Raw genomic sequence first — 12151 nt, 5'->3', positions numbered from 1 at the left:
TGCAATTCATTGACGCGACGGTGCGATCCGCCCGCGCAATTTCCGAACACATGCAAACCGACTAATCCGCTAGAGCCACGCTGGTCCAAACCTTGAAGGAGTTTCCAAATGAAGCTGCACCGATTGCTCGCCCTCACGTGCCTCACGCTGGCCACCACTTTTGCTGCGCTGCCGGGCATCGCCTCAGCGCAAGTTCCGGCTGTGCTGCGGGTCGCCACGGATGCCACGTTCCCGCCAATGGAATTCAGCCAGGACGGCGCACGCGCCGGTTTCGATATCGATGTAATGAATGCGCTCGCCAAGACGATGGGAACACGCGTCGAATGGACTGACATCGACTTCAAAGGTTTGATTCCGGGTTTGATTGCACATCGCTTCGATGCCGCCATCTCCGCGATCTACATCACTGACGAACGCAGCAAGGTGGTTGATTTCGTCGAACCGTACTATGCAGGTGGACTCGTGGCGCTGGTGAAGAGCACTTCACCGATCAAGACGATGGCCGACCTGAATGGCAAGAAAGTCTCGGTGCAAGTCGGCACGAAGTCGGTCAACTTCCTGCGTGACAACTACCCGCAAATCACGCGTGTCGAAGTTGAAAAGAACCAGGAAATGTTCGATCTGGTCGGCATCGGCCGGGCCGACGGCGCAGTAACCGGCAAGCCGGCTGCATTGCAACTGGCCAAGACACGCCCCGGCTTCCGGGTGCTCGACAAGCAGTTGACGACCGAGGAATACGGTATTGCCGTGCGCAAGGACGAGCCGGAATTGAAGACCGCATTCAACGCCGCGCTGGGGAAGATCAAGGCGGACGGCACCTATGCGGCAATCGTCAAGAAATGGTTCGGCGCTGCTGCTCAATAACCCGCGAGTCATAGACATGGAACTCGATTTTTCGCCGGTCATTGCCGGCTGGGCAGACATCGTGCACGGGACGGTGACGACGGTGGAGGTGACAGCAGCCGCGCTCGCGCTGAGTTGCGTGCTTGGGCTGCTCATCGGCATCGGGCGGCTCACGCCGCAACGCCGGATCGTGTACGGTTTCTGCACCGCTTATCTGACGTTTTTCCGCGGCACGCCCTTGCTCGTGCAACTGTTCTTGCTGTTTTTTGGTTTGCCGCAATTCAACATCCTGCTGCCGGCGTTCTTGTGCGGGGTATTGGGTCTCGGACTTTATTCGGCAGCCTATGTGTCCGAGATCGTGCGCGGGGCGATCCAGTCGGTCGACCGCGGGCAAATGGAGGCAGCCCGGTCAATCGGCATGTCCTCGGGACAGGCGATGCGTGCAATCATTCTTCCCCAAGCGGTTGTGCGGATGATCCCGCCACTGGGCAATGAATTCATCGCCTTGATCAAGAATTCGGCGCTCGTGTCATTGCTGACCATTGACGATCTGATGCACGAAGGACAGAAGATCATTAGTGTGTCGTACCGTTCACTCGAAGTGTATCTGGCCATTGCGCTGGTTTATCTCGTGTTGACGCAGGCGACGAATTACGCGCTTCACCGGGTCGAGCATCGGCTGCGCGCAGGAGGAATGGTGCAATGAACAACACGTCCCAACCTATCGTTCAGATTCGCGGGCTGACCAAATCGTTTGGCTCGCACGTTGTGCTCAACGGTATCGACTTCGACATTCAGCCGCAGCAAGTGGTCGTTGTCATCGGACCCAGCGGTTCGGGAAAAAGTACGTTTTTGCGCTGCTGTAACGGTCTGGAACAAGCGGAGGGTGGCACCATCGATATCTGTGGTCATCGTCTGGTCGATCAGGGCGTCATGCTGAAAGAGCGTTCACTTAACGAATTGCGTACTGAAGTTGGCATGGTGTTCCAGTCTTTCAATCTGTTTCCGCATCTGTCGGTACTGCATAATATTACCGTTGGTACCCGGATGCTGCGCGGCGCGAGCAAGGCTGACGCCGAAGCGGCTGCGCTCGCGCTGCTTGAGAAGGTCGGTCTCGCACACAAGGCGCACGTCATGCCTGCTAGTCTCTCGGGTGGTCAGAAGCAGCGTGTCGCGATAGCCCGCGCACTGGCCATGCAGCCGCGCGTCATGCTGTTCGACGAACCGACTTCCGCGCTCGATCCCGAACTCGTTGGTGAGGTGCTGCAGGTCATGAAGCTGCTCGCCAGCGAAGGCATGACCATGGTGGTCGTCACACACGAAATGAACTTTGCGAAAGAAGTTGCTGACACTGTGGTGGTGATGGACGGCGGGGTGATCGTCGAGGCGGGGCCGCCTTCGGAGATATTTTCGGCGCCGTCGCAACCCCGCACTCGTGCGTTTTTACAAGCGGTGTTGTCACGCGCATGAGAATTCCGTTCGACGAGAAAGTATGGATTGGCCGTATCGACGACGAACCCGGTGATACGCGACGAGTCTTCAATCTGATCACGCGTTTCGGCGGCGAGTCGCTGGCGAAAAACACGCCGGTGATCATTGGCTTCGGTTCGGATGAAGGTGTCCTGCGGAACCAGGGGCGCACTGGCGCCGCGCACGCGCCAAAGGAATTGCGGCGAGGGCTGGCCGGTTTGCCTGCGAAGGCGATCGAGACAATATGCGATGCGGGCGATGTAGTTTGCGACGACGGCGACCTGGAGGGCGCGCAGGCAGAACTGGGTCGCGTGGTGAACAAGGTGCTGGCGTGCGGCGGCACTCCGCTGGTTTTGGGAGGTGGCCACGAGGTGGCGTGGGGCACCTATAGCGGTTTGCGAGCCCACTTGGGCAACACGCGCGCGCGCCGGCTCGTGATCGTGAACTTCGACGCGCACTTCGATCTCCGCCAGACGCGGCCTGGCAATTCGGGGACGCCGTTCGATCAGATTGCCTGCGATTGCGCCGCACGGGGACTGGCGTTCAACTATGTATGCTTCGGCATCAGTGATCTTGCGAACACCGCTGCATTATTCGAGCGTGCGCGGCAACTCGATGTGCAGTATGTACTCGACATCGACATGCAGGAATCGCAAATGCCACAACGGCTGAGCCAACTGGAGCAGTTGCTCGGCGCGGCCGATGACGTCTATCTGACCATCGATCTGGACGTGCTGCCGGGTTCGACGGCGCCTGGCGTGTCTGCGCCGGCAGTGTTGGGCGTACCGTTGTCGGTGGTCGAGGCTATGGTGCAGCGGATCCGTGCATCAGGCAAACTGCGGGCGGCGGATATCGCCGAATACAATCCGTCGCTGGACCAGGACAAGCGGACGGCGCGCGCGGCGGCGCGACTGGCTTACCGGTTGCTTTGATCAATCCGGGAAGACGAAAGTCAAACCGCATCGACCTGTGAAAGCGCAGCGATAAGGTCTCCGAACCGTTCGCCCTGGACCACGATATGTCCGCGCAACGCGGCGGCGGCCGCTTCGCCGTCGCCTTTTGCGAGGGCATCCACTACCGCCTCGTGTTCGCTGAAGGAAGCGCCCATGCGACCCTTCACTCTGAGTTGCAAGCGCCTGTACGGCCTGAGCAGCTTGTGAAGGGCTTTCGCCTGGTCGTGCAAGAAGCCGTTGTGACTTCCCTGGTAGATGAGGCAGTGGAAGCGCTCGTTCAAATGATAATAATCGTCGGGGTCATCCGAGTCGCGTGCCTGCTCGCAGGCAAGATGCGCCGACCGTAGTTCGGCTAGCTGCGCTGCGTTCATGCGCCGCGCCGCTAGCCGGCCGCACATTGCTTCGAGTTCTGCCATCACCTCGAACATCTCGATCAGTCGATGCAAGCTGATCTTCGCCACGACCGCGCCGTGCCGCGGCCGCATCTCGACCATCCCCGCCGACGCGAGCTGCAGCAGCGCTTCCCGCACGGGAGTCCGCGACACCTGGAAACGAGCCGTCAGTTCAGCTTCATCGAGCGGTGCTCCGGGTGGCAGCGCGCCCGTCGCAATGTCTTCTTCAATCGATTCCCTTAGCTGGTCCGCGCGAGTGAGCTTGTTCGTCATGATCGACCTTTACGGTTGCATGTTGGGCAGACGGTACGCGTAAACGATAGTTGAGAATGCAGGGGTGTGGCTTATAAATACACAGACGCTCCGTAAATATTTTAAAACGTCACCTACAGCTTACAAAGCTTTTTCATCGTATTCAATGGACTTCCTACCGTCGTCCATTCGGTTCATCACGGCCCGCGCTTGCCCGGGGTTCTGCATTCTCCGGTTTTCGTGCGCGCGGCATTCTCGTGAGCAATCCGTTGCACCGTCTTTTCCAATAATGCTGGCCATGTCGGAGACACTGATCATGATAGTCAAGTCAGTAGGTGTACTACTGGGTGTGAGTGCGGGCGTCTTGTTGATCAGTGGATGTGGACACAGCGACAATGGTTCAAGCAACACCGACAAGGGCGCCGGCTTCATCAACAGTTTCCAGATCATCTCCACTGCGCCGGCGTTCGGAGGCGCCACGCCTGCCGGTGCGGCGGGACCTTACCAGGTCATCACTGCCGTCGTGCACGGCGAGCTTGATCCGAACAACCCGCTCAACGCGGGCATAGTCAACATCAAGAACGCCCCGGTCGGTGCCGACGGCTACGTGGCCTATGAAACCGATGTGGTGCTCCTGCGCCCGCAAAGTGCGTCGACGGCAAAGCGCGTGCTGTTCTACGACGTCGTCAACCGCGGCAGCAAGATTGGCGACGCGTCGTTCATAGGCGGCGGAGCTCTGGATACGGGCGCTGCGCCCACGTCCAGCTTTCCATCGCTGCTGCGCAACGGCTACACGATCTTGTGGAGCGGATGGCAAGGCGACGTCCCGCTGACAGGCAACAGTTCGCTTGCGGGCGCTGGCCTGCTCGGTACGAGCTTTCCTGTCGCGACCAACAAGGACGGCACGCCGATGACCGCCCTGAGCCGTGAAGAGTTCATTCCGGACTATGCCGGCGGTCCCGCCACGACCATCCCGCTGACTTACGCTCCCGCCGATCTCAACGACAAGACGTCAGTCACCTTCACCGCGCGCCAGTCGTGGCTGACGGCTTACGGCAGTATTCCGGGCGGTGTGGAGACCTACACGGCGCCCTCGGTCTCGGTGCCGACCTGGAGCTATGCCAGCACCCCGAACAATGTTTATGAAGGGAACTACTCGGTGACGTTCACACCGCCGGCCAGCGTTCCCGGACCCAACGGGACGAGTGTTCCGCCGGACGCCGGCACGATCTACAGCTTCGTTTACAAGGCGGCGGCACCCACGGTGGACGGTATCGGTTTTGCGGCGCTGCGCGACCTTGTCTCGTTCCTCCGATACAACTCGACCGACGCCCAAGGCATGGCCAATCCGCTCAACGACCTGAAGACGGCCCCGTGCGCTACCGCTTCGTGCTCGCAAAGTACCAATTTCGATGTCGCTATCGGCGAAGGCATTTCGCAGTCCGGGCGCTTCATGAAGGACTTCCTGTACCAGGGATTCAACGTCGACAAGAATGGCAAGATTGTCTTCGACGGCATGTTCCCGATCATTTCTGCTGCCCGGCGCACCTGGACCAACGCTGCATTTGCGCAGCCCGGCCGCTGGTCCAAGCAGCACGAAGATCACTTCATGCCGGGCTTCCAGTTCCCGTTCACTTACGCCACGCTCACGGATCCTGTCAGCGGCATGACGGATGGCCTGCTCAAGCAATGCACGCAGACCAATACCTGCCCGAAGATCATGCAACTCGATGGCGCGTTCGAATGGTGGGGCGGCGCCGCTTCGCTCGTGGTCACCGACGGGCGCGGCAACGACATCCAGTTGCCTCCCAACGTTCGTTATTACCTTGTCCCAGGCACGCAGCACGGCGGTGGTAACGGCGTGACGACGGGCAACCTCGTCATTCCAGCCGCGGGCAGCCAGTGCCAGTTGCCGGGCTCGCCGGTCGAGGAAACGCCGGTCGAACGGGCGCTGATTCCCGCTCTCGTGAACTGGGTCGCCAACGGCACGGAGCCGCCTGCGTCGCAGTATCCGACGGTGGCATCGGGCACCCTCGTTGCGCCGACGCAAACCGCGACCGGCTTCCCGAGTCTCACCAACGTGAGCGTACCGAGCGGGACGGCAGCTGCGCCAGTTGCATTGCAACTGACGTTCAACGGTGAATATAACCAGCTCTTCGTGACCGACTACAGTAACGCCGTGCCGGTGGTCAACACCGCGCAGCAATACACCATCCTCGTACCGAAGGTCGATGCCAACGGCAACGAGACAACGGGCGTCCTGGTGCCCGACGTCAGCGTGCCGCTTGCGACTTATACCGGATGGAATTATCGGGGAGTGGGGCATGCCATAGGCGACGGCTGCATCTCGAACGGCGCGGCAATTCCGTTGGCCGTGAACGCTGCAGCGCAAGCGGGCGGCATGGATTCGCGCGCTACCTTGGCAACGCTTTACGGCGCCAGCCGGTCGAAGTATCAGGCGGCCGTGGCGGCAGCAGCCAATGCGCTCGTGAGCAAGGGATACTTGTTGCAGGCGGACGCCGACAATGTCTTTGTCGCAAACGCCGCGAGCGTTTCACCCACGTTGTTGCCGCAGCCGTGAAGTCTATGAAATGCGCGGCGGCCGGATGGCTCGCATTGGCGATAGTGACGCTCACCGCCTGCGGCGGAGGCGGCTCGGACAATGCACCATCGACCGCACCGGGCCCGGTCTCACCGGTTGCGACCGCGTATCAAAACAGCCTGACGCTTGGCAGCGTCGCGCCGCAGTCGTTGTCGTTCATTGCGGCGACTACGACTGCGAACGCGATGATCGTGAGTCCTGTCGCGGCACCGCTGCTTGCGGCAGGCAATTCCCCGCTCGTATCCAGCCACTTTCAAAGCGGCGTGACCGGCGCAGGGATTGCGTGCGTCTCGGCGCCAACGAATAGCATCGGCACCGTGACAGGCGTCAATGCCGGTGTGAACATCAAGAGCGTCGCGGTGCTTCTCGATGGCACCTGGACGGTATCGACGACGCCCGCCGCGACCTGGACCGCGCTGGTATCTAACGCCGCGACGTTCGATGGCTGGGAAAATTGCGGTGCAAAGGCGGAAGGCAGTCCGTCGCCGTCGTCCACGCTGATCGTTGCCGCGGACGGGAGCTTTACCGACAACGTCTTCAACGGTAATCCGTCCACCACCGTGAGCATCGTCGATCAAGGGTTCACGGCCTCGCAAGCTGCATTGATGCTTTCGGACGCCGGTTATCTCGATGCAAGCCAAGCCGGCAATCCACAAGTGATTCATCTGAAGATTTACCAGAATGCAACGAGGCAAACGCTTCTTGTCGAGCAAGGCATTCCCTCTAGTGGTGCGACGAACGGCAATCCCGGCTACATCGCAATCTACTTCCAGCGTTGACCGATTCAAAACCATGCTCAATTTCATATACCGCGGATTCGTTTTTAAGAAGTGCTGACCAGGCGTCGTTAAGCGAGCACGTTCGTCGAATCCGTCGGCGGAAATTCGCGCAAGGATGCCTAAATGAATCGGTTTGACCGGCTGTCTGTATTAAGCAAGCTGCTGCTGTCGTTTGCGTTTTTGATCATGTTCGGCGCGTGCCTGGGAGGCACGGGGATCGTGGCGCTTGCCAAGATGCATGGCATTGCCTCCGAAATCGGCGCTCAGCATCTCGACGGTATCTATTACCTCGGCGAGGCCACGCGCAACAAGTTGAACACCGACCTTGCGGCCGCCAACCTGAGTTTCGCGGACAACGCCGGCCGCGAAAAGCTGAAAGCGGGAATTCGCGAGTCGCTCGCGAACATGCACCGCGCGCTCGATCAGGCACGCGCCACGATCACCGCGCACGACGGTCAAGCGCTCTACGAACAAATCGCCGCGCGTGCCGCCGATTGGGAATCGATCGTGCAAATGGAAGTCGGCGCGCGGCCCATGCCCGCGGGCATGGATCACGCAGAGCTTGTTCGCCAGGCGATCGGCGCAAGCGAACGGCTACGAGACTCGATGATGAATCTCGGCGACCAGAAACGCGCACTGGCTGTAGACGCGCAACGTCGTTCCGCCGATGAATTCGAATCGATGCGCTGGATCATGATCGCGCTGGTCTTCGGTTCGATCGCGACAGGCGGCGTCCTTGCGGTCGTGATCGCACGGCGTCTTGCAGCGCAGCTCGGCGGCGAGCCGGGCTACGCAGTCGAAGTTGCAAACCGTATTGCGGCGGGCGATCTCGCCGGCACCGTGTCGATTCGCCCGGGCGACAACGACAGCATGCTTCATAGCCTCGCAAACATGAGCGGCAAGCTGGCGGACATAGTTGGCGGAATCCGGACATCGAGTGAATCGATCTTGCTTGCCTCGCGTGAGATCGCGCAGGGCAATACAGACCTCTCACAACGCACGGAAGAGCAGGCAGCGTCGCTGCAGGAAACGGCGTCGAGCATGGAAGAGCTGACGTCGACCGTGCGTCAAAATGCCGAAAACGCGCAGCAGGCAAGCGGGCTTGCGCGCACTGCATCGGAAGTATCGGCGAAGGGGGGCGAACTGGTCGATGGCGTAGTCGAAACCATGCGCGATCTTGCCGCGGGTTCGAAGCGGATGATGGACATCATCGCTGTGATCGAGGGCATTGCATTCCAGACGAATATTCTTGCACTGAATGCGGCCGTGGAAGCGGCGCGTGCCGGCGAGGAAGGGCGGGGTTTCGCCGTGGTGGCCGGCGAAGTTCGTTCACTGGCGCAGCGCAGCGCGTTGTCGGCGAAGGAGATCAAGGAGCTGATCGACAGTTCGACGGCGCGTGTCAACAGCGGCGCGCAGATCGCCGAGCGTGCCGGCGAGACGATGGCTGAAGTCATGCATTCCGTTCAGCGCGTGACGAGCATGATGAGCGAGATCTCGGCTGCGTCGAACGAGCAGAGCACGGGTATCGAGCAGGTCAACCTCGCGGTCGCGCAAATGGACAGAGTCACGCAACAAAACGCGGCGCTCGTTGAACAAGCTGCTGCAGCGGCCAGTGCGATGGCGGATCAGGCCGCGCATCTGAAATCGACGGTCGCCGTATTCACGCTCGATGAGAGCCGGATGAGCTGAGCGCGATGCGCGCGTATCCGGCTCTTTTACCCGGCGTGACCGGGAGCACTTCAGGACACAGCGCCCGATCCATATTTCCCGACCAGCAGCGCGCCGCTTGCAAATCGTTCGAGTGCGTACGGCGCGAGAGACACATCGGTGGGAAGTCCGAGCGCATATTGCGCCAGGATCTTGCCGATACCCGGAGACAACTTGAACCCGTGGCCGGAAAACCCGAAACCGGCCACCAGTCCTTCTATATCGCCAATGGGTCCGAGCACCGGGTTCCAGTCAGGCGTGACGTCGTACACGCCGGTCCATGATGACGCGAGTCCGGCGGTCTCGTAGGCCGGAAAGCGTTCGGCGACCTGCTCGCCCACTTCGCCCACGTAATCGAGCGAGACATCGCCCTGCTCGGTTTCGGGCGAGTTCAATGTTTCCCCGACCACGCCTTCGGACACCAGCATCTGCTTGCCGCCATAACTGCGGTAATACAGCATGCCGAGCGAGCCGAGATCCTTGAAGGCAGGCATTGTGAACGTATAGGGCGCTTCGTTGCATTCAAGCGCGAGCACCGTGTGACGCTCGGGTTTGACCGGCAGCGTCACGCCGGTCCATCGTTCCAGTTCCGGGGTCCAGATGTTCTGCGTGCTGATCAGCGTGCCGCAACCGAAATCGCCCGCAGTGGTCTTCACGCCCACGACGCGGCGGCCTTCATGCTCATCAAGCAGCAAACCGGTGACGTTCACGCCTTCCTTGACTGTCACGCCGTGCCGCCGCGCTGAGCGCGCAAAGGCGGTCGCGACCAGATATGCATCGGCGAAACCCGCTTCCGGCTCGTAGCCGATCAGCGCGGCGTCATCGAATTGCGCAATCGGCATCAGTTCGCGCGCTTCCTCTTGCGACGGCATGCGCACTTCGATACCCATTTCGCGCTGCGCCTCGAGCGACGACCGCAGCGCATCGAGCTTGTCTCCCTCAGGCGAGACGATCATATAGCCGCTCTTGACGAGTCCGCACGACGCTTCTTCGTCGCCCACATACTCCGCGAAATTATTGAACGCCCACCACGACGAACGCGCGAGTTCCACGTTCTGCCGCACGGAGTAGTGCGTGCGCAGCAGCCCGGACGATTGGGAAGTCGTGCCTTCGCCGATCAGTCCGCGATCGATGACCAGCACGCTCTTCGCTCCAAGCGCCGCGAGATGATGCGCAACCGAGCTGCCGATAACACCGGCGCCGATCACGATGAAGTCATAGTGTTTCATGATCAACCATGGAATGTGGAGTGTGGGATGTGGAATACGCACGATGTTACGAAGCAAATCCCCGGCGCATTTTTGTATAAGTTAAATTGATGCTAACGGGTGGTGTTTCTGATGTCAGTCGAAGTCGGCAACGCGCCCGGCACGCTGCAATCCTTGCACTGGGGCAAGACCATCATGCCGATCCGACGAAGTCAGTTGCCAATCGACCTGCGCGCGCTGCAGGCGTTCGTCGCCGTCTGCAACCTCGGGTCCATGACATTGGCGGCAAGGCAGCTCGGCGTGAGCCAGAGTGCGGTCAGCCAGGCCGTGGCGGCGCTCGAGCGGGAGCATGGCGCGAGTCTCTTCGACCGTGACAGCCGTCCGCCGCGCCCGAACATGGCCGGCCGCACGCTGCTCGAACTCGCCGGGCCGCTGCTCGAGCATGCACAGCGTGTCGCCGCCACGTTCGGCGATGCCGCCGATGGCGGCCAGTTGCCGGTCCGGCTCGGCTGTGTCGATTCGTTTGCAGCCACCGTGGGCGCCGAACTGATTCGTGGGTTGTCGGGCTCCGCACGGCAGATCGCATTGTGGTCCGGGCTGACGCCAGGGCTCACGCGCCAACTCCATGAGCGTGAAATCGACCTCTCGGTGTGCACGGAGACGGTCGTGACGGACGCGCGCATCGTGGAAAAGCCGCTGTTCTCGGAGGCCTTCGTGGCGGTGGTGGCGCGTCGTCACTTGGAAGATCAGCCAGACCTGGACTGGCGTACGCTTGCCGGCGAGTTGCCGTTGATCCGGTACACCGCGCATTCTGTCATCGGCCAGCAAGTGGAGCGCTTCGCACGGCACCTGGGTATCGAAAGTCCGCGCCGGTATGAATTCGATGCCACCGATCCATTGCTGAGCCTCGTCGCCGCGCGGCTGGGCTTTGCCATCTCCACGCCGTTGTGCCTCTGGCAGGCGCGCCATTATCTGCCGGAGGTTGCCGTGCTGCCGCTGCCACCAGGCGAACTCGGGCGGCGCGGATTCTTCTTGCTGCATCGCGAAGGTGAATGGGACGAGTTCGCCCGCGAGTTGATCGCGCTCACCCGGCGGGTGCTCGATCACAACATCCGGCCCGCGCTCTCCAAAGCGCTGCCGCGTCTTCCGGACGATGCAATCCGCCAGGCGAATCCATGACGGAAAACCCTTACCCGTCGCGCCGGTGACAGTTGTTGTCGAAAACGTGGCGCTGCCCGGGTTTTTGAGTCGCTACAGTGCATCGGTAGCCACGAATCCGACCCATCTTCATCGTCGATGAAAACACCGGAGGCCGTTTGGAAACGCTCGTTTTTATCTGGAACAACGGCCCGTCGATTCTTCGCATGCTCGTCGAGCATCTTGAACTGGTGGCGGTCGGCGTGGGCTGCGCCATCCTCACGGGCGTGCCGCTCGGCGTCGCGATCAGCGCGCATGAACGCAGCGCCAAGGTGGTCTTGTATGTCGCCGCAATCCTGATGACGATTCCATCGGTGGCGCTGTTCGGCCTGCTGATCCCGGTGTTGTCGATGATCGGGCAAGGCATTGGTTTCCTGCCCGCCGTGATCGCACTTTTCCTGTATTCGCAATTGCCGATCGTGCGCAACACCTACGCCGCGATCCGCAACCTCGATCCGGCGTTGCGCGAAGCCGCGAACGGCATGGGCATGACCACGCGTCAGCGCCTCTTCAAAGTCGAAATGCCGATCGCGATGCCGATCATCATGGCGGGCATCCGCATGGCGGTCGTAATCAACATCGGGATTGCGGCGATCGCCACTTACATAGGCGCGGGCGGCCTCGGCCGGCTGATCAGCCGCGGCATTTCGCAATCGGATTCGCGCCAGTTGATCGCCGGGGCGTTGATTGTCGGCGGCCTTGCCATCGTGGCGGACTTCGGGCTCGCGCTCGTGCAGCGCCGCCTCAA

General features: G+C 61.0%; 11 protein-coding genes. 9 read left to right on the top strand and 2 right to left on the bottom strand.

Features of this window, described 5'->3' with window-relative positions:
- Positions 1-108: 108 nt before the first annotated feature.
- From ACRXB1_RS18210 to hutG, 4 genes are read left to right on the top strand one after another with little or no spacing between them, the layout of a single operon-like run.
- Positions 109-864, top strand: coding sequence for a transporter substrate-binding domain-containing protein (locus ACRXB1_RS18210; protein WP_062002229.1), 756 nt, complete (start codon positions 109-111; stop codon positions 862-864).
- Positions 865-880: 16 nt separating this feature from the next.
- Positions 881-1549, top strand: coding sequence for an amino acid ABC transporter permease (locus tag ACRXB1_RS18205; protein ID WP_062002228.1), 669 nt, complete (start codon positions 881-883; stop codon positions 1547-1549).
- Complete coding sequence (locus ACRXB1_RS18200) at positions 1546-2313, top strand: amino acid ABC transporter ATP-binding protein (protein WP_449492773.1); 768 nt, start codon at positions 1546-1548, stop codon at positions 2311-2313. The genes ACRXB1_RS18205 and ACRXB1_RS18200 overlap by 4 nt, the downstream gene beginning before the upstream one ends.
- Entirely contained in the window at positions 2310-3245 is a 936-nt protein-coding gene (hutG, locus tag ACRXB1_RS18195) for a formimidoylglutamase (RefSeq protein WP_449492772.1), read from the top strand. The genes ACRXB1_RS18200 and hutG overlap by 4 nt, the downstream gene beginning before the upstream one ends.
- A gap of 20 nt (positions 3246-3265) precedes the next feature.
- Here the strand turns inward: hutG and ACRXB1_RS18190 are convergent, their stop codons facing one another.
- The gene (locus ACRXB1_RS18190) at positions 3266-3931 is read right to left on the bottom strand and encodes a GntR family transcriptional regulator (protein WP_062002225.1); all 666 of its coding nucleotides are present in this window, start codon (positions 3929-3931) and stop codon (positions 3266-3268) included.
- Between the two features lie 295 nt (positions 3932-4226).
- Here ACRXB1_RS18190 and ACRXB1_RS18185 point away from each other — a divergent pair, with 295 nt between their 5' ends.
- From ACRXB1_RS18185 to ACRXB1_RS18175, 3 genes are all read left to right on the top strand, one after another.
- A complete protein-coding gene (locus tag ACRXB1_RS18185; protein WP_449492771.1) occupies positions 4227-6491 on the top strand; it encodes an alpha/beta hydrolase domain-containing protein in 2265 nt (754 codons plus the stop codon).
- A gap of 5 nt (positions 6492-6496) precedes the next feature.
- Positions 6497-7291, top strand: coding sequence for a hypothetical protein (locus tag ACRXB1_RS18180; RefSeq protein WP_449492774.1), 795 nt, complete (start codon positions 6497-6499; stop codon positions 7289-7291).
- Between the two features lie 123 nt (positions 7292-7414).
- Entirely contained in the window at positions 7415-8980 is a 1566-nt protein-coding gene (locus ACRXB1_RS18175) for a methyl-accepting chemotaxis protein (RefSeq protein WP_449492770.1), read from the top strand.
- Positions 8981-9030: 50 nt separating this feature from the next.
- Here ACRXB1_RS18175 and ACRXB1_RS18170 read toward each other — a convergent pair whose 3' ends face one another.
- On the bottom strand, positions 9031-10227 hold the full coding sequence (locus tag ACRXB1_RS18170) for an NAD(P)/FAD-dependent oxidoreductase (RefSeq protein ID WP_449492769.1): 1197 nt from the start codon (positions 10225-10227) through the stop codon (positions 9031-9033).
- Positions 10228-10407: 180 nt separating this feature from the next.
- On the opposite strand from ACRXB1_RS18170, the gene ACRXB1_RS18165 reads away from it, so the two are divergent.
- Both ACRXB1_RS18165 and ACRXB1_RS18160 read left to right on the top strand, forming a co-directional pair.
- Positions 10408-11385 carry a LysR family transcriptional regulator gene (locus tag ACRXB1_RS18165; protein ID WP_174365418.1) on the top strand — a complete coding sequence of 326 codons (978 nt, stop codon included), beginning with the start codon at positions 10408-10410 and terminating at the stop codon, positions 11383-11385.
- Positions 11386-11522: 137 nt separating this feature from the next.
- Positions 11523-12151 (top strand): ABC transporter permease (locus ACRXB1_RS18160; RefSeq protein WP_449492768.1); only part of this gene is annotated, 629 nt, incomplete at its 3' end.

The organism is Caballeronia sp. M23-90 (assembly GCF_053574605.1).
Note: the sequence above shows the minus strand (reverse complement) of the source record. Positions and strands in the feature narration are given on the sequence as shown.

Coding starts and splice junctions, on each gene's coding strand:
- hutG (WP_449492772.1), top strand. CDS start 2,310: ATGAGAATTCCGTTCGACGAGAAAGTATGGATTGGCCGTATCGACGAC.
- ACRXB1_RS18200 (WP_449492773.1), top strand. CDS start 1,546: ATGAACAACACGTCCCAACCTATCGTTCAGATTCGCGGGCTGACCAAA.
- ACRXB1_RS18205 (WP_062002228.1), top strand. CDS start 881: ATGGAACTCGATTTTTCGCCGGTCATTGCCGGCTGGGCAGACATCGTG.
- ACRXB1_RS18185 (WP_449492771.1), top strand. CDS start 4,227: ATGATAGTCAAGTCAGTAGGTGTACTACTGGGTGTGAGTGCGGGCGTC.
- ACRXB1_RS18210 (WP_062002229.1), top strand. CDS start 109: ATGAAGCTGCACCGATTGCTCGCCCTCACGTGCCTCACGCTGGCCACC.
- ACRXB1_RS18170 (WP_449492769.1), bottom strand. CDS start 10,227: ATGAAACACTATGACTTCATCGTGATCGGCGCCGGTGTTATCGGCAGC.
- ACRXB1_RS18180 (WP_449492774.1), top strand. CDS start 6,497: ATGAAATGCGCGGCGGCCGGATGGCTCGCATTGGCGATAGTGACGCTC.
- ACRXB1_RS18190 (WP_062002225.1), bottom strand. CDS start 3,931: ATGACGAACAAGCTCACTCGCGCGGACCAGCTAAGGGAATCGATTGAA.
- ACRXB1_RS18175 (WP_449492770.1), top strand. CDS start 7,415: ATGAATCGGTTTGACCGGCTGTCTGTATTAAGCAAGCTGCTGCTGTCG.